The sequence below is a fragment of the uncultured Sulfitobacter sp. genome (assembly GCF_947502895.1).
Classification (GTDB): domain Bacteria; phylum Pseudomonadota; class Alphaproteobacteria; order Rhodobacterales; family Rhodobacteraceae; genus Sulfitobacter.
Genome location: NZ_CANNBM010000009.1, coordinates 33,596 through 55,056 on the forward strand (window position 1 = coordinate 33,596; position 21,461 = coordinate 55,056).

At 54.5% G+C, this 21,461-nt stretch carries 14 protein-coding genes; 2 read left to right on the forward strand and 12 right to left on the reverse strand.

Annotated elements, in window-relative coordinates; translation table 11 throughout:
• The 5 genes from Q0903_RS18920 to Q0903_RS18940 are packed head-to-tail and all read right to left on the reverse strand — an operon-like array spanning position 1 to position 4,849.
• Positions 1-1,152, reverse strand: a complete 1,152-nt coding sequence (locus Q0903_RS18920; RefSeq protein WP_299417834.1) for an acyltransferase — start codon at positions 1,150-1,152, stop codon at positions 1-3.
• The gene (locus Q0903_RS18925; RefSeq protein ID WP_299031636.1) at positions 1,149-2,882 is read right to left on the reverse strand and encodes a DUF3131 domain-containing protein; all 1,734 of its coding nucleotides are present in this window, start codon (positions 2,880-2,882) and stop codon (positions 1,149-1,151) included. The genes Q0903_RS18920 and Q0903_RS18925 overlap by 4 nt, the downstream gene beginning before the upstream one ends.
• Positions 2,879-3,307 carry an ATP-binding protein gene (locus Q0903_RS18930; protein ID WP_299417836.1) on the reverse strand — a complete coding sequence of 143 codons (429 nt, stop codon included), beginning with the start codon at positions 3,305-3,307 and terminating at the stop codon, positions 2,879-2,881. The genes Q0903_RS18925 and Q0903_RS18930 overlap by 4 nt, the downstream gene beginning before the upstream one ends.
• 17 nt (positions 3,308-3,324) lie before the next feature.
• Positions 3,325-3,669, reverse strand: a complete 345-nt coding sequence (locus tag Q0903_RS18935; RefSeq protein WP_299417838.1) for an STAS domain-containing protein — start codon at positions 3,667-3,669, stop codon at positions 3,325-3,327.
• A gap of 1 nt (position 3,670) precedes the next feature.
• A complete protein-coding gene (locus tag Q0903_RS18940; protein WP_299417840.1) occupies positions 3,671-4,849 on the reverse strand; it encodes a SpoIIE family protein phosphatase in 1,179 nt (392 codons plus the stop codon).
• 670 nt (positions 4,850-5,519) lie between these two features.
• On the opposite strand from Q0903_RS18940, the gene Q0903_RS18945 reads away from it, so the two are divergent.
• Entirely contained in the window at positions 5,520-5,885 is a 366-nt protein-coding gene (locus Q0903_RS18945) for an Hpt domain-containing protein (RefSeq protein WP_299417842.1), read from the forward strand.
• Between the two features lie 7 nt (positions 5,886-5,892).
• Here the strand turns inward: Q0903_RS18945 and Q0903_RS18950 are convergent, their stop codons facing one another.
• Positions 5,893-7,407, reverse strand: coding sequence for a hypothetical protein (locus Q0903_RS18950; protein ID WP_299417843.1), 1,515 nt, complete (start codon positions 7,405-7,407; stop codon positions 5,893-5,895).
• A 411-nt stretch (positions 7,408-7,818) separates the two neighbouring features.
• Here Q0903_RS18950 and Q0903_RS18955 point away from each other — a divergent pair, with 411 nt between their 5' ends.
• Positions 7,819-10,266: a calcium-binding protein gene (locus tag Q0903_RS18955; RefSeq protein ID WP_299417845.1), complete on the forward strand. Its 2,448-nt coding sequence runs from the start codon at positions 7,819-7,821 to the stop codon at positions 10,264-10,266.
• Positions 10,267-10,457: 191 nt separating this feature from the next.
• On the opposite strand, the gene Q0903_RS18960 is transcribed toward Q0903_RS18955, so the two are convergent.
• The 6 genes from Q0903_RS18960 to Q0903_RS18985 form a co-directional block, all read right to left on the reverse strand.
• On the reverse strand, positions 10,458-15,128 hold the full coding sequence (locus Q0903_RS18960; protein ID WP_299417847.1) for a DUF4214 domain-containing protein: 4,671 nt from the start codon (positions 15,126-15,128) through the stop codon (positions 10,458-10,460).
• An 818-nt stretch (positions 15,129-15,946) separates the two neighbouring features.
• Positions 15,947-16,474, reverse strand: coding sequence for a TRAP transporter small permease subunit (locus Q0903_RS18965; protein WP_299417849.1), 528 nt, complete (start codon positions 16,472-16,474; stop codon positions 15,947-15,949).
• A gap of 52 nt (positions 16,475-16,526) precedes the next feature.
• The gene (locus Q0903_RS18970) at positions 16,527-17,501 is read right to left on the reverse strand and encodes a TRAP transporter substrate-binding protein (protein WP_299031658.1); all 975 of its coding nucleotides are present in this window, start codon (positions 17,499-17,501) and stop codon (positions 16,527-16,529) included.
• A 24-nt stretch (positions 17,502-17,525) separates the two neighbouring features.
• Complete coding sequence (locus tag Q0903_RS18975; protein WP_299417851.1) at positions 17,526-18,809, reverse strand: TRAP transporter large permease; 1,284 nt, start codon at positions 18,807-18,809, stop codon at positions 17,526-17,528.
• A gap of 1 nt (position 18,810) precedes the next feature.
• Positions 18,811-20,340, reverse strand: a complete 1,530-nt coding sequence (locus Q0903_RS18980) for an amidase (RefSeq protein WP_299417853.1) — start codon at positions 20,338-20,340, stop codon at positions 18,811-18,813.
• Between the two features lie 117 nt (positions 20,341-20,457).
• Positions 20,458-21,402 carry a LysR substrate-binding domain-containing protein gene (locus Q0903_RS18985; protein WP_299417855.1) on the reverse strand — a complete coding sequence of 315 codons (945 nt, stop codon included), beginning with the start codon at positions 21,400-21,402 and terminating at the stop codon, positions 20,458-20,460.
• Positions 21,403-21,461 lie beyond the last annotated feature (59 nt).

Here is a 21,461-nt window from a genome sequence, read left to right on the forward strand (position 1 = left end):
TTAGACACCCGCTTTGCTACGGGATTTGCGCTGTTCCCATGGCGTTGGGCCCAGGCCGATTGTCCAAGCAAGCAGAGCGACCTTCGACAAGCCCCAAGCCAGTGCAAATGATGCAGGAAGCGCCACGGCAAAGCGGGTCAGCACAATCGCCCAAGGTGCCATGTACGCGGAGGCTCCAGACGTGAAGAGCGCGACATCGAACAAATCAATTACCAGTGGATGCACCAGATAAACGCCAAAGCTGTATTGCGCCAGCACGGACCAGCGGCTTGACCACTGCAAAAACTGACCACCCAAAAAGACGAAGAAAATGCAGATAGGCATCAGGAAATGGCCGTAAAAGTCCCAACCACCGCGCACACCCCACGCCCCTGTTTCATAGGCAACTCCGTAGAACGGCATGGTCGAGACATACGCCAGCCCTGCAAGGTAAAAGGCCGCGCGCCGGATGAGGCGGGATTCACCCCGCGGAATACCGTCTTTCCACAGCCCGTAAATCGCAAAAGCGGCAAAGCCGTACCCGACATAACCAAAGATTTTGAGCGCCCGAACGATATAGTCGCGCAGCGCTGGCTCAAGGTCCAAACCCCAGACAAACGCTTGCGCGCTGTTCATTACACCCAGCGTTAGCAAAACCGTAAACCCCATGACCGGATACCGCGTGGCAATACGCATTACCGGAAAAAACAGGAACAGGGCAAAGAGCGTTGGCAAAAAATGCATGTGATACTGCGACTTGCCCAGAATGAAGTAGCCGACCCAGTTTTTGGCATCTGTGATCTGGTCCCACATATAGGGGGCATAGCCAAAGGCATCTGCTTTGATCATCCTGAAGAAGGCATAGAAAACCACCCAGAAGGCAAAAGGCACCAACAGGCGTTTGGCCTGCTGTCCGATGGCAGTGCCATAGGCGGGCATTTTCTTGTCCACACGCATCGCCATAAGAAATAGCGAGAACATGAAGAACATTTCCGATCCCGAAAATTCCCCCAGCGAGCGAAAGAAGACAGGCAATAGCCGCGCATCAGGATCAGCATTGGCAAAAGGCTGGCCTGCAAAATCGGTCGAGGAGTGGATCAGCACCACGCCCATCGCTGCAAACACACGGTTTGCATCAAACCAGAGCAGCCGTGGCTTTCCGCCCCCGCTCATTGGTCGGATGCCGGAATAGGACAGGACCGGGGAAGGACAGTGCGGACCTTGGGTGGGGCAAGGTTGTGCTCCGTTGTTGAACACTCGGTCGCGCCAGTTTCGCCACCCGTTAGAACGGGGCGGCAATAGATGAACTCCTCAACAGGGATAACAGGATCAATTTTCGGCGGATTGGCGCAAGCGCAACAGGCCACTTCCTTGATCATCTTGTTTGGGTGGCACTTGTTGTCGCGAATGTCCGTGCCGTTGAATTTCATGTCCCATGTCTGGACGTTGTTGTTCTCTTTTTTCAGGATCGGCCCCTGCACTTTGTACAAAAGTGCCGCAAGGATGATGCCGTTATTGTTGGCAGATTGCAGCGGGATATAGCCGTTCCCGTTTTCGTACAGCCCTTCGAAAAACCCCATGTCAGGCTCTGAAAGGTCGGCAACACTTTCAAACAACAGATCGGTATAGTCAGTATCCCAAAGTGCCCACATGCCTACAGCCGCTTTTGCGGCAATGGCAGAGCGATCGGGCTGATACTCCCCGGTCGGATCAAGCGTGTTCCATGCATATCCGTCTGCGAAAATCGTATCGTAGACAAAATAGGGGCTGCCGTTGACCTGATGTTCCGAGCGCGCTGTGAGGATGCCTGTCTGCTCGAAGCGGCGTTGTTGCACCAGATAGATGCGGTTGGCGAATTCAGCGCGCCAGCCGTGGCTTGCAACTGCGGGATCATCCACCTTGTCTGTCGGCATGTCCCAACCCAGTTCGAGACCGTCGAGGATATACCCCTCTGTCAGGACATAATTCTGGTTCTTGAATACCCGTGGATCGCGTCCGTCATAGGGGACTTTTACATCGAAGATTGTTGTATAGGCCAGCGGCTCTGGCGACATAGCGCGGGCCACGTTAAAGCCCCAAAGCGCAAAACCCTTGGCAGCATATTCCTCATATCCCAGACGCCCTTCCTGCACGTAACGGGTTGTCCCGTCACCCCGCTTGAACGAGCCGAACATGCGGCCATCATCGTTTACAAGGTTACAAAAGTTCCAGCGCATGGGTACGTTATCGACGCTGTTGGCCAGATGCGGATGACGCTCTTTCAGGATACGCAACCAGACAAGCATTCGCCCGATATCAAGGGCCGACATACCCACTTCGCCCGGCTCGTTGGCATAGTTTACCTTTTCGCCTGTCTTGGAATTATATACTTTGTTTGGCGCTTCGCCTTGGTAAAGATCAAGGTTGCGCAGCGTATTGAGCAGTTTGGTCGCACGTGTATCAAAATCGCGTTTGTCGATCACACACAGCTCATAGGCGGAGACAAGTGCGCTGATATAGGATGCTGTGTCCCACAGAGTTGTGGAAGGGTAGGAGCCTACCGCGTTCACTAGTCCTGTTTCAGGCTGAAACCGCTTGGTAAAATAAGACCACGCCGTTTTTGCCATTGCATACTCACGGTCAGTCAATTCCCCGTTGCGCCCGAAATGCGCCGTTGAGCCAAAGCGCGCGCCGCGATCACATACGGGGCGCAAACCTGTTACACCGTCAAAGTCGATGATCAAGGGCGAGTCAGAGCGGATCGTCATGTTATCGTACTCGGTGCCGTTGACGACCACATTCTGGATCGTGATGGCACGGGGCGCATCGCTTGTTTCTTGAGCCTGGGCGAATGTCGCTGCTGTCAGCGCGACGCAGGAGGCCACAAGGCGCAGTGCGGAAGTGATAGAAAATCTTTTGTTCATGTTTCTGCTCCGTTTTCGGACTGTGCGTTGGCCGCATCATCGGCGTCCCAGAATTCTAGTTTTAGGCGGTTACGATCACCGGATGGCCCGTATTGGGCAGTATCCGAACACTCCATGATCAGGCCGATCCCCCGTCCGCCTTCCAGCATCCCGTCAATCTCCGACAGGCTTTTTGCAGCACGGCAGGGGTCGAAAGGGGGCGCCCCCTTTGGATCGAAAATTTCGATTTTTACGTATCCGTCATTCAGGTCCATCCTGATCTCTATCACAGGGCCTGATGTTTCCGCTGGGTGGATCACGAGATTGGTCAGTGCTTCGATAACGCAAAGCTCGAAACGGAAGCGCGTACCGTCCGAAACAATCGGCACGACCTGCGACCGAAGGGCCGCAACCATCGGTTCCACAGCAGCAAGCTGCTTGGGCATATGATGGATCTGCTGGCTCACTGCCGTTCGCGCAGCATCTGCAAAGCAGCGTCAACATCACGGTGGATCGGAAAGACACGGTCCATGCGGCAAACGCGGAACATCTGGTCGACGTCGCCGTTCAATCCACAAACCAAAAGGTCCCCGCGGTGCCCGATCTTTTTGAGCACACCGACAAGCGCCCCGAGGCCCGAGGAGTCCAGAAACGAGACGGTGGCAAAATCAATGATGATCTGGCCGTGTCCAGCCTCGACCAACGCAACCAATTCGCTTTTGAAATCTGTCGCGTTCGCAGCGGTTAAACGTTCGATACCTGGTCGGACAACGGTAACGTCTGGATCATGCTGTGTTGTGTGTATCATTCTATGTCTTTCTTTGCAGGGCGACGACCGTCAGATCATCTTCTAGCGTATCGCCGTCACGCCAATCGGTGAGTGTCTTGACGATGTGGTCGGGCATGTTTTGTGGTCCTGTTTCGGGCAGGGTGGAGACCATCTGCCGCAAACGTTCCAGGCCGAAAGGCTTGTTATTCTTGTCCTCTGCTTCGGTCGCGGCGTCTGAGCAAATGACAATCGCACCTGCCGGCTCAATCATCATGGTATTATTTTCGTATTCCACATCGGGCAGCATCCCTACGGGAAAGCCGCCATCGCCGATCATCTGCGTCTCACCTGTTTCTTTTACGTAATAGGGTGAGGGGTAGGCGGCCTGACAATATTCCATTTGTCCCGTAACCGTATTGATCACGCCGCAGAACATCGTGAAATATTCATCATCGTCCGATGCGGCGAACCGCAGGTTCAAATTCGCTACCAGTGCAGCCGGATCATCCAGCTTGCCGTTGCGCAACACGGTTTTGCGGAAAAACTCGGGTGTGATGAGATAGCCAATCGCAACCGACAAAAGGGAGGCATGAACGCCGTGCCCTGATACATCGACTGCATAAAAACCCAGTGTTTCGTCGGTCAGCGGAAAGCAACCAAACATGTCGCCCGAAACAAAGGAGGACGGCACAAAAGCCGATGCGATGGTATAGCCCAACATCTCTGTCTGGATATCGGGCAGCAGACGGCGCTGGGCAGCAGCCGCCGCGCGCAGGTCTTTTTGGATGCGTTCGCTGGATTCCTTGATCACTCTGTTGCGCTCGGCCAACTCACCTGCGTGACTTATCATGCGGCTTGCAGCGCGGATACGTGCATTGAGCATCACAGGGCTGCGCATTTTGTTCAGGAAGTCATCAACCCCCGCTTCAAGCGCTTCACTACGTACATCGTCTTCTTCGCTGCCAGTGATCATGATGATGTAGACGTAATGGTCCAACTCCAGCTTGCGGATTTCACGCGTCAACTCAACCCCGTCAAGGTTGGGCATCTGGTAATCACTGATAACGATCTGGACGTCTGAGTCGCGCACATGCTGCAACGCCTCCATGCCATCTTCCACTGGCACAGCTTCATAACCGAGTGTTTCGATCAACTGCGAAAGATAGGCCCGTTGGACGATGTTATCTTCTGCGACAATGATTTTCAGGCGATCTGTCACACGCACACCCGTTTGACTTTCGGCGCCCTTAAACCGGACATACCGAGTGCCGAGATGCGCATAATCTCGTTGGCGGCGGGTGATTGTCGAATGTTCACTTGAATGAACCTTTGCGTGCGAAATGATCTGTGTTCCCAATAAACAGGTGAAATTTGTCTATTAGGTGGCAAAATTCAAAGGCTAACACTGTTTGAGGTTATAGTTTTCAGGCTGTCAGACTTTGTGCGGCTAATTCCTCTTAGACTATTCGGAGAAAACCGGATCAGGGAAAAATACAGCGAAATCCCCTTGCTCGATACGGTCATGGCAGTGACCTTGAATTGTCAGTGTTTTGGTATCCTGCTCTATCGAATAGCCTGTGCAGCTTCTCTATTTGAAAGAGTGTTGATCCGATTGACCAGCGTTTGGGCAGTTTGCCTCCGCGAGGTTTGATCTGGTCTAAGGGGTCATGCCCGAACTGAGCGGGCTTGAGGCAACGCGCGGCATCAGGATATATTTTCTAGTGTTCTAGCCCTCCTATTCTTGCACTCACGGTCCATGTCAGGGATGCTGTCTGGCATGAACCGCGTCGGCGGGGATCGCCACAATCCTCCCAAACCGACACCGTTTGAAAAGCTGACGTCAAAACAGGACACCGCGTTAGAGAAAAGTCGGAAAGGGCCAGAACCAAGTGAAAGAACCTCTTGAAGCCCCCCCCGAACAGAGCGCTGTAAAAGCGTTTTCCCGAATGGCACCTGCTACGGTTGCCGAAATGCTGACGATTTTTCCTGAAGAAAAACTTGTTGATCTTGTGCGGAAATATGTAACCGACACGTCCGAGCGTTTTGCAAAAGTTACTGAAGCTGGTGCTGCGCATGACGCAAAAACCATTGGTGAACAGGCTCATTCTATCAAAGGCTCCTCACTCGTTCTTGGATTTACCGATATGGCGGAACTGGCCCGTGCGCTTGAGCATCGCGCAGGAGAGGGTCAGCCCTGTGATGATATAATCAATCAAATAAGGTCGGAGCTGGCCGATCTCGTCACCTGTCTGTAGCCTGCACCTAGAATTTGAATTTGTAGGAAACAGAAACTGTTCCTCCCAACAGGCCCTCACCGGAATTATTGCTTTTGTTCCAGAAGAACCGGTTATTGGCATAGTTGCTGTAAGTTACGCTCCAGTCGTCATTGATCCGGTAGCTTGCGGTATAGGCAAAGTCAGCATCATAGCTTTCCTGTTGACCGGGGAAATAGGCATAGGCTGTCGCGCTGATCCGAAATTTGTCCGTCACGGCATAGCTGCACGTTAGGTTCGCAGTGGTGTCTTTAGGGTTCGGCAAGCCGATGCTTGCCGAGCAGCCAATGGTTTTTTCGTTTGGCAACGAGATGCGCGGCAGCTTGTAACTTGCCCGTATTGTTCCAGAAGTCAGCGAGTCGACAAATACGCTGCCTGAATTATCGAAACGGCCCGAATAGTTGGAATAGCTCAGTGTAATCTTGTCCGTTGCACGATATGTGATTGCATATGTAAATTCCGCATCGGAGGGTGATTTCTCATGCCTGTCTGCGTAGCCGATGACGGAAAGGCGCAGCGACAGCTTTTTACTCAACTTTGCGCCGCATCCTAGACTGGCACGGGGTTTTCCAAATCGCTCAGAGCCTGATTTGTGGTTCTTATAGCGCAAAGTGACGCTGCCTGTGATCGAACATGCGAGGTTGATGCGTTCGAAAAACGTCTTTTCAGGTGCTGCGTTCCGCGTCACCACTGGGGGGTCTTCGACAGGCGCACGAACAACAGGTTTTGCCGCCACTGATACTCCAGAAGTGAACGGCTTGTCCTTTTTGCGCGCAGCGACATGCGGCTTTTTCTTTGGTTTGGTTTTAATCTGGCTTGCAGGTTTCTGCACCGTCACGGGTACTAGGTTTGATGCTGATACGACGGCTTCTGCGCTTTCAATTGCTACGTTGCTTTGGGTTGTGGGAATATCTGGTGCGGCCTCTGCAACGGTTGGAGCCGACGCAACGATCTCAGGTGCTACTGGCGCGGTGCCGGTCCCTGCAAGAATCCATTCTGCCAGATACCGCGCAAGAGCAGAGCCATCGGGAGCGGCCGGCATAACAGGTTTGGGTCCATCGATCGCAGCCACTGTCGTATCAGCAGCACCATCGCCCGAAATGATACAGGAGACGCCGGTGGTGCAGCTCAAACGATACAGAACAGTTCGCGTGTCCTGTACCCGCATGACTTTGCCCGACCCGTTCGGAAACAGAACATACCGCAGCCCGTTAACGTCGCCTTGCTGGTAGCGCGAAGCATGCCTTGCACTGGGAAGGTCGACAATGATTTCACGGGCAGCGGGAATGGCAAGACTGGCAGTATCCAAAACAACAGTCCGCGTTTCAGCCGCAGGCAAAAGTTCGGGAACAGGAGAGAGTGTCCTCTCTGAACTGGTCTGCGCGCTCGCGATCGACGGAAGCAGCGCCACTGCAATTGCAGCCTGCGTTATGAACCGCAACGGGTTCACCGCTGCCGCTCCACTTCGCGCTTCGTTTTTGATCCCGCAAACACCCGCGGACAAAAAGGCTGCATGCCCAGACACCTCAATCTTGTTTCGGGTCAGTATGTCACTGTGAAAAGTGGCATCTATTTGTCGCCCGAAATTATCTACACGTATTAGTACGCATTTGTTGCAAATACCGCGCCCTTGCATGGCGCGATCCGCATTCCTGACGGCTGCATCGCAAGAATATCACTGTCCCGCAATCACCTGAGTGCCAGACTATGCCATTGACCGCGCCCTCTATCCCGCAGGGGTGGCGTACCTATCCGTTTGGGTCATTCCTTACCTCTTTGCCAGTCTGCCCAAGGGGATTTTCTCTCGCCATAAAGCGTCAACAGCCTTGCTCGGACGCAATAACGCAGTCCGAGGGTCAGGCTAAGACACGCTGAGCGACATGCTTGCTCTGAGTTACCGAGAAAAGGAAACGACATGACGATTAACCTGAGCAACGAGGTTTTTGAATTCACTGGCACAGCAGAACATGACGTCCTTGGTGATGGTTTAGACAACATCGACGGCGCTGTTTTATCGATCTCTGCGCAGGATGCCATACGGATCAATGGCCGTCAGGGCGACGACGAGATCACCACAGGTCGCGGCAATGATCTTGCTGCTGGCGATATGGTCGGTGCTGAATGGACGTTGGTCAATGGTACGTGGACCTATGATCGAACTGCCGTTGTTCACAGCAATTACGGTGCTGCCACTTCTTTTGACGATACCATCACATCAGGCGCAGGCAATGATGTGCTGCTTGGAAATGGCGGCAATGATCTGCTGTTTTCGGGTGCCGGCAATGACATTGTAAACGCGGGCTCAGGCAATGATCGCGCTTTTGCGGGTCTGGGCAACGATACGGTCAACCTAGAGCGGGGCGATGATTACGCCGAGGCGGGTTTGGGCAGTGACATCGTCAATGGCGGCGCTGGCAATGATGTGATCTACGGTGATCTGGCGGGTGACAACCTTCTGGCCAGCGTGGGTGTTGATGCTTCTACCTTTGCAGCATTGGCACAAGGCGGGGCATGGGCCATTACCGATAATCAGGGCACAACGGAAATCTCGCAATCCGCAGCAACAGTTGCAGGTGAGACATATACAATCGCTTTTGATCTGGCCGCAAACTTTTCGGCCGGTAACTCTTCAGCCACAGTCGAAGTGATCTGGAATGGCGAAGTCATCGCCACGGTTGAGACAACTTCAGGCGCCTTTCAGACGTTTCAGGTCGACGTTGTAAGCACAGGCAATGAGGGTGCGCTTAGCTTTCGCGCGGTTCAAGGCTCAGATGGCATCACCTACAATTTTGATGGACCGATCATTTCCTACAAGACAGAAATTCCCTTCGGTGGCGAGGCGATCACCGTTGACGCATTCGCCGCTGGGCAGTCCAATCTCTATCAGGTCATCAACGGGCAGCTGAATGTCTTTGATGTGCAGAGCAATGAATACACCGTTGTTGGCGACGCACCAGATTTCCGCATCAACGCCGTTGGCTTCAACGTAGAAGACAATCTCATCTACGGCGTGGCAAAATCCAGTGGTCTGGATGCGCTGGGCAATCAGGTCAACAGCTCTGACATCGTCATGATCGACGCCAGCGGCGACGCATTCCGCGTAGGCGACGGGTTTTACGGCGATTATGTGGGAGACTTTGATGCCGACGGCAATCTGTGGACTTTCCACACTGGCCTGAACCGCATCAGCGTAGTCGATGTCGATACCTTCGACGCAGACGGTAATCCAGTCATCCAGTACTTCCACTTCCCTAGCAACATGTTCACAGACCGCACATATGATATCGCCTTCAACGCCAAGGAAAACTGCTTCCTTGCGGTGGTCGCGCCCGATCACAATGGCGGTAGCGGCCGTGTCGTGCGCATCGATACCGGCAGTGTGACCGAAGGCGGCATACCGACATTCTCACAGCTTGAAATCACCGGCACCCTCCACGGTGATACAATGCTCGACGGTATGCCGCGCGGTGCTTATGGCGCGGTATTCTTCGATGGTGACGGCAACCTCTATTTTGGTCTGAACAATGGCGATCATGATCTTGATCCGTCCTCGTCGACCCAAGGCGGTATTTTCCGCGTTGATATGGATTGGCACGCAGGTGAAGCCTTTGCCGAATTCATGGCTGAAACTGTTTCAACAGGCTCGAACGACGGTGCTGTTGATCCTCGCTCTGCTGATGCCTTCGCCGAGATCGACGCCGAAGCTGCGGTGCTGTTGCGTGACCCGATACTGACCCAGGTGGAAGGTGGCAACGACACCCTGCGCGGCGGAGAAGGGAACGACGAAATTTATGGCAATGCAGGGGCAGATGACATCAATGGCGGCGCTGGCACCGATATGCTGTCTGGCGATCAGGGCGATGACAGGATCTCGGGCGCGTCTGGAAACGATGAACTTCTCGGCGGTTTGGGGGCCGATAGCCTGCGCGGTGAGGCCGGAGACGATGCGCTGAGCGGAGGTGACGGCAATGATTATCTTTCGGGTGGAACGGGCCGTGATGTTTTGAACGGTGGCGCAGGGACTGACCGGATCGTCGGCGGAGCAGGGGCAGACGAAATTCATGGTGGCGCGGGCAACGATCAACTTTGGGGTGGCAACTGGAGCAGAGATTCTACCGCTGATACCTTTGTTTTCGAAGAAGGAACCGGTCGGGATTTTGTCTTTGATTTTGAAGCAGGGATAGATTTTCTCGATTTGAGTGCTTTTGATACAGATTTCGAAGAAATCACAAACGCTGCCCGTGATGAAGGATGGGCAACAACAATTGACCTGTCCCAGCTCGACGGGGGGCAAGCGGGCGACCACATCACACTGCTATCCGTTGAACTGGCAGCACTTGAGAGAGACGATTTCATTCTCTGACCAAACCATCGCGCCCGACAACCGTGAAAGGAGGTCGGGCCTGCCAGAACTGATAATTTGCGAAAACCGAAATCAGACCAAAGAACGGGCCTAGTACAACCACTAAGGCCCGAACAAACTGCGCGGCTTTAAATGTTCATTGGTTGCGGGAGGGCGCAACCGCCGTTGCCTCCCCGTCGCGACTTGTGCGGTCAGACCAAAATCATGTCGTCGGTCACATTGTTCAGTTGGTACCGCTCGAATGTGATGACTGTTCCCTGGTCTTCAAAAATAACGTTCCCGGCTGATTGGGTCAGGTGCGAGCGGGCGTCGGCTGCGGTATCATATCCAAAGCCACTGAAGGACAGATAATCCCACGCTTCCAAATCAACCACTTTGTTTGACGCGCCGTCTTCTTGATCGAACATAAATATATCCGCCATCGCGCCACCAGCCAGGACATTGCTATCTGCACCACCGTTGATTTTATCATCGACGCCTTGCGCGCGGATCCAACCCTTCACATCGCTGGCTGTTTTATTTGCAAATTCCTGGCTTTGGGAAAACCCGTTTACCAGATTTGCACTAGTGAACGTGTCACTCAGTTGGGATGTCCATCCTGTCACCTCATCTTGTGAGACTTCACCAGCATCGAAATCTCTGCCTAGTACATTGTTATACAACAACTTAACAAAGTCTTCAGGGTCGTCGAGAGAACCATAAGCGTTCTGGAACTCTTGTGAATTGGTGAAGCCCGGAATGATATCAACCAGCGCCTCACCGTTCGCAAGCCTGCCCAACCAACCAGTAAAACCAGCCGCATCCGGTTCACGGTCCAGCGTCGCCTGGTACAGGCGATAGACATCGTCCGACCAAATCGCAGGGTTACTGTTCACACCCAATTTGTTCGCAGCCTCCGTGGTCTTATTGATCAGCTGCTGGCTTTCCGCAAAACCGTTCACCACGTCAGCGCGGGTAAAGGTATCTGTGATGCGATTGGTCCAATTGTCGATCTCAGTCTGGGACACTTCACCCTGATCAAAGTCGCGATCAAGGACGTTGATGTACATTTGCTTTACGAAATCTGCATTGGTGAGCGCGGAGTAGGTATTTTGAAATTCTTTCGAGCCGACGAAGCCGTCGCGCACTTCGGCAAGAGTCCTGTTGCCGGTGAAAAGTTCGCTGGTCCAGTGCTTGTGACCCATCTCGTCTGGTGTACGGTTGAACGTCGCTTGGTACAGGCGGAACACCTGGTTTGCTTCGGGCAATGCATAGCGAAGCTCGAACCCATCACCATAAAGATGGTCGCCACCTTCGCCGCCACTAAGTATATCCGTGCTTCCGCCGCCACTTATCGTGTCAGCGCCCTCAAGACCCAAAATCTCTTCGGCCTGAATCGTTCCGATGATCAGATCATCGGATGATGTGCCAAGCGATGTGACCGGTATGACCGATGGCAGAGAGGCATCAACGAATTCGCGTGTCCCGCCGCCGTCAACATAGCTTACGCGGACAGAAATCGTTTTGCCTTCGTCCGCTTCTGTCACCGTATAGGAATTACCGGTCTCACCTACCAGCAATCCGGCTGCTTCGGCGCTGAATGCCCTATCTGTGAGGAATGTTGTGGTGCCGTCCGAATTGATAGTCGTGAGCACTCCCCCGCTGAGAGCGTAGTCAATGTCCGGGCCATTGACCCACTGATACTTTAGTTCGCCCAGACCGTCTTCGTCCATCAACGTTGACGCGACCGTCAACGTCTCCCCGACCCTCGGTGTACCTTCGATGGAAACGCTCCCGGTTGGGGCGCTGTTGACGTCGGGCAACACGAAAGACCCTTCGACGGCGGCAGTGCCTGCCAAATAATCGAACCGATCCTCAAAGATATCGACCGTCAACAAATCGAGATCGGCCGAAGCGCGGAAGAGTGGCCCAAGCGCGAGGTTCTGCTCGAAGACTTCAATGTCCGTCAGCCCCAGATTGGGGATTTGTGACAGTGGCAGCGACAGTCCAAGTTCGAGATTGGCCTTGAGAATATCGAGCGTATAGCCAATGGCGAGCTTCAGTTCGGTATCGTTGAAGAACTCTGCGTCGGGCGTCAGGGTCAGGGTATAGTCAATCTCGCCATCGCCGTTGACGTCTTCCAGCGCACTGACATTTTCAAACACCAATGCTTCGGCAGCGCTCGCAAGGATACGCTGTGATGTGCCGTCCTCAAAGGTGACCTGATAGTCCATGTCATCAATGCGCAGCGCAAACTTCTGGTCGAAAGCCGCATCCGCACCGATTTTGAGATCGGCAATGTCCAGACCAAAGTCCAGCGCAACAGCACTGTTGATCACCGCCTGCTGCTCTGTGGTAAGGTCTGACTCTTCCAGCTCGTCCGCCAGGCTCCAGCCGCGCTGGAGCGGGTTGAAGTTGACCGATGTCTCCGGGGGAATACCCAGCACCTGGCCAACAATAACAGTGGCCAATGTGTCGACGTCTATCTCGATTTTGGCGACCTCGTTCGAGGTGCCCGACGAAGTGAAAAAGCCAAGCGAGCCGACATTGGCCAGATCAAGGCCAGAGATATCGTTCATAAATGTGTCGATGTGGAACAGTGCTGTGTCCGAGCCAACTGCAAGCTCGATAATCGGGATAAAGCCGTCATCGCTGATCTCGTCAGCGGCGGTCAGCGAGTCGAAGACCGCCTCGATAATTTCGAAGAAGTCGGTCTCGCCAAACTCGGTGGGCGCGCCGTTGGCCTCCAGCAAGGTTTTGAAGTCTTCTGAAAAGCCAAGTTGTGCGCTGGCAAAATCGGACAGGATTGTTTTGAGGTTATCGAGGACATTCGTCTCGTCCTTGTAAAAGTCAGGCGAAAATTCGGCTTCCTTGCCTTCGGTCTCAAGAATGGGGATGCCAAAGTACAAACCTGTGATGATCTCATCCACCCAGTTGCCGAATTCGATCTGGATCTGGTTGTCTTCGTTAAATTCGGGCAGCTGGAAGGCCGCGATAGGCAGGTCCGGCAGGATGCCAGCGTCTGCAAGGTTGGCAGTGTCGATGTCGATAATGTCAAAGACGCCGCTGATCGAGAAATACTCGGTGGACGTGCTAGGGCCCTCGCTGTCGAACAGATCAAAGCCGATGGCCTTGCCAAAGTATTCGGTCATGATGTCGACCGTAACATCCGCGAAATACGCAAGGCCCACATAGAACTGGGCATTGGGGCTTATGGTGGTAAAGGCAATCTCTTCGCCTGTGGTCGCACTTGTCGCGGTCGGAAGGATCGTGAACGTATCGGCCACTGCATCATAGGTCGATGTGGAGGTCAGCGCATAGTCGAGGTTGCTGTCCACCGACCCGCCGTCAAAACGCAAGTCGATCACAATGCCCGCTTGCGCCGAGGCCTGGGCGTCCAGGGCAAGCTCAAACTTCAGCTTGTTGCCTTCCCCGATGGCGTTGGCTGCATCAAGTGTCGCTTGGGTCGTAGTCGCTGCAACCGACGCCGCACTTGCGGCCACCGCAGCAGCCGCGGCTTCGGCCCCTTCTTCGATCACATTACCAAGGTCGGACAGCACATCCCCGATATCGGCCGTCCCACCGTTCTGGTTGAGATTGGTCTGGGCCTGCGCAGCGGCGGATTGGGCTTGGGAGTTCACCCCACTCACCGTATCCACGATGGCGTCGAGCCCGCCTTCGATCAGCCCATTTACGAAATCGACATACCCGAAGATAAATTTTTGAATGGGGTCGAGTGCCTCGTATTGTGCGATAACGGTATCCAGCGCATTCTCGATCGCGTTGCGCTCGGCGACAAGGTTTGCCGTGGCGCCATCAAGGTCGCTCAGGAACTCTCTGTATGAGCCGGGGGCGATCCCCGCGGACGGATTGCCGACCCTGACAAGATCAAGCAGGGCTTTGTACGTGTCACCGTTCGAGACAAAGTTGAACCCGGAGATGTCGGATGCCTCAACCACCGCGTTGATCGCATCCACAACAACAGGCAGCATTTCATCATCGGGTGTCGCTAGTGACTCAGACCCGGCGACATGGTTATAAATGTCGATAAGATGCCCCATCCCTGTGGATGCGGCAGTCTTGCGCCCTTCAAGTATCTGTATCTCCGCGTTGATAAAGATTATCTGACCGATCAGGGACTCGATGATATCGCTATACGTCGTGGCAAGCCCGGATCGGGCGGTTTCGGACACAACGCTGGTAATATTGACCGCGGTCTGGGTCACGGTAGCAAAACCGCTGGCGATATCTTTTGCGACCGTCAGACCCCAGGTTTCGGCGGTATCTGCAAGCTTGTTGGCGGCCGTGCTCGCTTGTGACGCTTCGGTATTGAGTGTCGCATTCGCCGCATTCAGATCGGCCGCTGCCTGATCACGTGCCGCACGCAGGGTTCCCAGAACACCGCTGTCTTCCAAGGCTTCTCGGGCATCAAGATCAATATCGAAATCAATGAATTTTTCCAGCGTCAAATATTCGCGATCAACCAGCCGGAACTCGATCGGAACGGCATCAAAAGTAAGCTGGCCCACCTCCGCGTCAGAACCTTCCACGCTCACCTCGAGACCCCGCAACGTGTTTTCGAGGTCGAGCGTGGTCGTCATTGGGACTTCGAAGCCGCCTTCGTCCCTCACCGTGTAGAAAACCTCGACAGTTTGTGACTGTTCAATGACGGCACCCGCCGCATCCCAAGTCACTTGATCCCCCTCAAAAGTCACCCGCCCTATGACAGGCTGCTCTACCGATACCACTTTGTAATTGATGATTTCCCCGCCGATAAGCGGGATGTAATCTCCCCACTCGACAATGAAGGCGTCACCTGTAGCCCACATGTTTTGATCATTGGCTGTTACGCGTACATCGGTGCGAGAGGTTTCCTGCGGCATAAGGTTTTCTTTCTAAATTTTGTGGGACGTTTGAAATAAAGATGGAAAATAGAATTTAAATTTTATTGCTGGGCTGCGTGCGCTTTAGTGCACGCGAGAGAAAAAGTTGCGAATTTTTTAATAAAAAGCAAGAAAAAGTTGGGTTGTCATGGTGTCCGAGGCAGGTATCCAAAGTTTGGGTCCAGAAAATCCTGAGGGCACGGAAAAGTGCCGGTGCCTCCTCAACTTTTTGGTTTTGAGGTGCCCCAACTGAGCGGGTCCGGACCCAGTGTTGACAAAACGGCGAGGGTCTCGTCGCCCCCTCGAACGGCAAAAATGGTGAGGTCATGATCAACGAATGCGTAATCCCGAAATTGTCATGGTACCGACAACATTTCTAACGCCAGATATCGTCGTTCGAAACATTCTGCGGTAATCGAGAGAAGTGGACTTTCGTTCAGCCCCGATGAATGCCCACCTCGACTGCAAGCTATGAGGTCACATGGCCCTAGATACCGCTCTTGCAGGAAATGGTGGCTGGTAAATGTCTCCTAAGGGCCGTCCCTGACGCTGCTTTTGCGCCCGTAATGCGAACATCCTGCGACCGACCTAATGGTGGCTCCGAGCCCTCTTTCGGGAAGCAGGCAAATTTGGCCCAGAGAGCACGGCCATTATAAGTACATTGATTGAGCTTGGCGTTGGTATGGCGCCACTTGTCCGAAGCGGAGGTTGGTTGGGGTGTGTAGCGATATTGTGGAGCTGACAACAGGAAAGCCAACTTGACAGCTCGCAAACCGATGCGCTCATGCGCCTTTGGATATTACCTAAAACCCTATACTTTAGTCGATCTGGGTCGTGGTATTTTCCGATGTATCATCTCCCGCCCATCTGGCGATGAGATGGATCAGGATGATGATCATGGAAAGGGGGACCGCCACGGAAATCCAGACCATGGGTATCCCGAGCGTATCCGCTGTCAGACCTGATTGGCGTGCAAGATACCCTTTTGCAAACCCGCCCCGCAGTCCGATAAAGCAGAAGTAAATCACGGGCAGGATGAAGGTCAGGACTGCAGCGCTTTGGACCGCTTTTGCAAAAGCGGCAAGGATATGCGGCGGGTCGGGAAACACGCTTTGCATCAGCACTGCATCCGACTGCGTTTTGAACGACAGTGTTGCCCCAAGAAGGCCAGTCCAGACCATTGCATAGCGTGCGACGTCTTCGGTCCAGACAGGAGGGGAAGAGAAAACGTAACGCGCGATGATTTGCACGACGACCGTCAGGAACATCAAGCAGACCGCAAGAACCGCAACGCTGCGCATTGCGAGATGCAAATGGTCGCTGGTGCTGACGATGAGGTGGCGCATGCGTCTCTCCCGTTGTGGATGGCGGGCCGCGAGGGGCAGCCCGCCAAGTGTTTTAGCGGTTCTCGTCAGAGAGCTTCTTCCAAAGCGCGGTGTCTTCGGCTGTCATCAGGTCTGAATCGTAGACTGGCAAGGATGCCTCGCGGAAGACAGCACGCTCTTCAGGTGTCAGGCGTTGGACAGTCACGCCCTTTTCCTCAAGTGCGGCGAGGCCTTTTTCTGCCGCTTCACCCAGCCATGCGCGTGTCGCGGCATCTGCTGTCACAACGGCCGCATCAACGGTTGCACGGTCGGCATCTGACAGACCATCATACCACTGCTTTGACGCAATCACGGCACGCATTGGCCAGATCACATCTGCCGTGGCAAAGTTTTTGACGAAGTCGGTCTGGCCGAACATCACCGGCACGAAAGGTGAGTTCAGGTAGCCATCGATCACGCCCGTTTGCAGGCCCGCAGGCACTTCGCCCCAAGGCACGATTGTGCCGCTGGAGCCCCATGCCTCATACATCGCGATCTGTGCATCATCCAAAGCGCGCATGCGCAGGCTCGACATATCGGCGGGCGAACGCACGGCCTGCGTGGTTGTGATCACGCCAGAGGCTGGCCCAAGCGGCGCAAGGGCAAGCAAGATCGCGTCTTGCTTGGCAAGGTTCTCGTTCACGCGGGTAAAGACATCACCAGCAGCCAACGCACGATCCATATGTGCAATATCGTCAAAGACATATGGCAGGCGCACGCCATAGATAAACGGGTCAACCTGTGCGACTGCGCGCACGTCGGACATTGAGATTTCCAGCAAGCCCGTCGAGACCTGATCGAATTTCTCGGCTTCATTGCCAACGGAGCCGCGCGGCATTTCGCGTGTTTCCATCCCGCCAGCCTTCAACGCCTCGGCGAAAGTATAGGACCAGTTGTAGGATCCCGATTGTTCGAGGTCTGGTTTCCCGTCCAGTGCGATCTTGACCTCCGCAGAGACTGATGTGGACATTGCAAGCAACGCCGCCAGTGTGAGTGCCTTGAGTTTCATTGGTCGTCCTCCCTTTAGTATTGGTTAGTTCACAGAAAATCCGAACAGGCGCGGTAGGGTGAGTGAGAGCGCAGGCCAATAGACCAACGCCAGCAACAGCAGCACTTGAACGAAAACGAAAGGCAGCACAGCATAAGCGAGCCGCCAGTAATTGAGATTGGTGAGCGCGGACACGACCACAAGGCATTTGCCCAGCGGCGGCGTAATCAGGCCCACACACAGATTGAAACACAGCACGATGCCAAGGTGGATCGGGCTGATGCCTTGCTCCATTGCTTGCGGCGCAAACAGCGGGATCAGCAGGGTCAGGGCCACTGGCGTGTCCATGAACATGCCTGCGATCAGAAAAATACCCACAAGGAAAAACAGGTATTTCGTGCCGGTCAGCCCAAAGGAGTCGACCCAATTGGCCAGCGCGCTGGACCAGCCCAACTGGCCCGCAAGATAGCCCAGCACCGAGATTGCTGCGAGGATGATAAAGATCGTACCGGTCATCTTGGCTGTGGCCTCAACCGCGTCGAAGATCATCCGCCAGTTCAGCCCCTTGTAGAACTGGCCGGCCATGAGCGCGAAAAACACCGCGATGGCAGAGCCTTCTGTCGGGGTGGCAAGCCCGAAGACAAGCGAGCCAAGGATCACTACGGGCAAGCACAAAGCAGGTGCCGCATTGAGCAAGCTGGGCATAAAGCGCGGCAGGTCGTCGGATGCACCGCCCGGATGCCCCTTCATGTGCGCGATGACTGCGTTCAGGATCATCAGCGCAGCGGCGAGCATCAGGCCGGGGATGACACCAGCAATAAACAGAGCCGCAACAGAAGCACCTGTCAGCCCGCCATAGATGATCATGATAATCGACGGAGGAATGATCGGCCCGATCATCGAAGACGCCGCAGTGATGGCCCCCGCGTAATAGGGATCATAGCCGCGTTCCTTCATCTCTGGCACGAATGTCCGAGAGAGCGCGGCACTATCGGCAATGGCAGAGCCTGAAATACCTGCAAAGAATACACTCGTGAGAATGTTCACATGCCCTAACCCACCGCGAAAGCGTCCAACGATAGACATGGCGAAATCGATCAGGCTGCGGGTTACTCCTGCGCGGCTCATGATCTCGGCAGTGAGAATGAACAAAGGCATCGCCATAAAGGCAAAAACGTCCAATTGAGCAAAAATGCGTTGTGGCAGGATCGACAGAAACTGGGTTTTGTCGACGGCGATGAACGTCAGGACCGATACCGCGCCCATCAGATAGGCAAAGGCTGTGCCGCTAATAAGCAGAAGCACGAAAATGATAGGGATGAGCCACATATTACACTGCCGTCCGCAGGGCGGGGTTTTCGGATGTAGGCGCTGCGCGCAGATCAGGTGGATGCGTCACAATGGATGTCAGATCCACATCCGAGTGTGGGAGGGTTTGCATATTTGCCAAAGGCCGCGCTGTCTGTTCGGAGCGTGCAAATAGAGTTTCTACCGCTTTTGCTGCCGCCAGCAGCCTTTCGTCGCCCCGAACTGGTCCCAACATTTGAAACCCGAAGGGCATCTCGTTGTGGTCGCGCCCACAAGGCAGCGTAATTGAAGGGCCACCCGTTAAAGATCCGCGGTAGCACAGCGCTAGCCAGCGGTAGTAAATATCCATTTTTTGCCCGCCGATCTCATCTGCATAGGACTGCGTCCATGCAAAGGGCGATACTGGCGATGTTGGCAGCACGATGACATCAAACTGGGTCATCAGCGCGTTGAATTTGCGCAAGATGCGCGTCTGCTCGGCATGGGCCCAGCCACGGTCGGCCAATGACATGGTATGTCCAAGGGCAACGTTATCTCTGATATGCGCGCCAAAGCTGTCGGGATCTTGGGCCACGGCCTCGCCAAAGGCTACGCCAAAACTCTCGGCCCGTAGAATGTCGAAACAGCGATCCATATCGCCCAAATCGAGGTCGGCCACACGGCATTCCTTGACCTGCGGACGCAATACCTCAAGACGCGCTCGAAAAGTCTCACGGATACTTTGCTCAACCGGTGCGCCGCCAAAGTCTTCGCTGAAACCAACGCGCAAATCTTTCAACTCAGTGGAGTGAAGCTTTGTAAAACGTCCTGTAACGGAAGGAGCGGAAAGCGGATCATCAGGATCATAGCCCTGACACACATCCAGCATCAGTGTCAGATCATCCACCGTTCGCGCCATTGGGCCAAGAACCGAGATGCCCGACCAGCCCAAGGGTCGCGTGGGATGGGCGATCACATCAACAGAAGGGCGGTAGCCAACCACACCGCAAAGCGCTGCGGGCATGCGGAGCGATCCACCCGTGTCCGAGCCTGTACACAGGGGCAAAAGGTTGGCTGCAAGTGCTGCGGCGGAACCGCCAGACGAGCCGCCCGCGATGAGATTGGCGTCAAACGGGTTGCCAGTTGCCCCCCAAACCCGATTGCGACTGTTTCCGCCCGCTCCCATTTCAGGGACATTTGTCTTTGCAAGAATGAGTGCGCCCGCCGCCCGCAGGCGCGCAACCATCGGCAAGTCGTCATCCGGGATATGACCCCGTGCGCGAATACTGCCGTGGGTGGTCAATAAGCCTTTGGTGTTTTGCAAATCCTTCACACCAATCGGCAACCCGTCGAGCGGACCTATCGAGCATCCTGCCTGCCAACGCGTCGTCGCAGCGGCAGCAGCACCGGTGGCCCCCTCGATATCCAGAGCCGTCAAAGCATTGATTTTGGGATTAGAGCGCGCAATCTCATCGAGGCAGGCCTGCAGATAATCACTGGGCGTCAGGCTCTTTGCCTTGAACGCCGCAAGCACCTCGCAAGCAGACAAAGCGCGTAGAGCTGCTGTGCTCAACGGCTTGCCCCAACACTCATGAAAAATACAACAGACACCCAAGCCCTCCCAAACCGTGTGTTTGGTTAAGGTAATGGATGGTTAGGGTCATAAATAGTGAAATATGCGCTAGATACATTAACCAAATGGAATGGTTGGCGGGTCGTCGGTCGTTTGCTGGAGGCATTTAAGGAATAAAGACAAGGTAGCGTTCTGCGCATATTGGTCTTTGCGCCAAAAGCAGCGTGCTTCGGACAAAAGGTCACGCGTATCGAGTGGTAGCGTAACAAGTTCGCCCCGCGCGGCTTGCGCCTGCGCAAGCCTTTGAGGCAGCAAACCAAGTGCTGGCATCACACGCAAAAGCTCAAGGTTCAGCGCCAGTGACAGAGATGCAATTGTATTGCTCGGAGGTGATAGTCCGTTCGCCGCAAACAACGCATCTACTGCCTGCCGCGCAACAGAGTTCGGCTGTGGCAATATCCACGGGTAGCTCGCGACATCTGCCCATTTCACATCTTCAGTTTGCCCCATCGGATGATCGCGGCCCGCCACAACAACCACAGGTTCTGAAAACAATGCCATTTGGTCGATGCCCTCCAGTTCCTGAGGCTGCCAAATCCTTGCAATCAACAGGTCCAGCTTGCCGGTCTCCAACTGCGGCAGCAGCTCTACAAAATGGCCCTCGGAAACCGAAACATTTGCTTGCGGGGTGCTCCGCTTGAACAACGCGATCGTGCGCGGCAAGAGCACGGGTGCTACCGAACTGACGACGCCGACAGAAACAGAACCCGAAACCCCGCTCGTCATTGCCTCGATGTCGAATGCTGCGCGATCAAGTTGACCAAGAGCCTGTCGCGCATGATCGGCAAGGCGGATGCCGATCGGTGTCAGATACAACCTGTTACGATCGCGCGTGACGACAGGCACGCCAACGATCTTTTCCAACTCGGCAATCTGCTTTGAAACAGCGGGCTGCGTCACCCCAAGCGCCTCAGACACCCGTGCGATCAATTTAAGATCAGACAGCGCCACAAGAGCGCGCAAGTGCCGAAGCGTAATGCCCTGTTGAAATCCCTTATCCAAAACGCGTCGCACCCGTTTGCAAATTCAACCGTATTGCCCGCGCAAGCATACCATTTGAC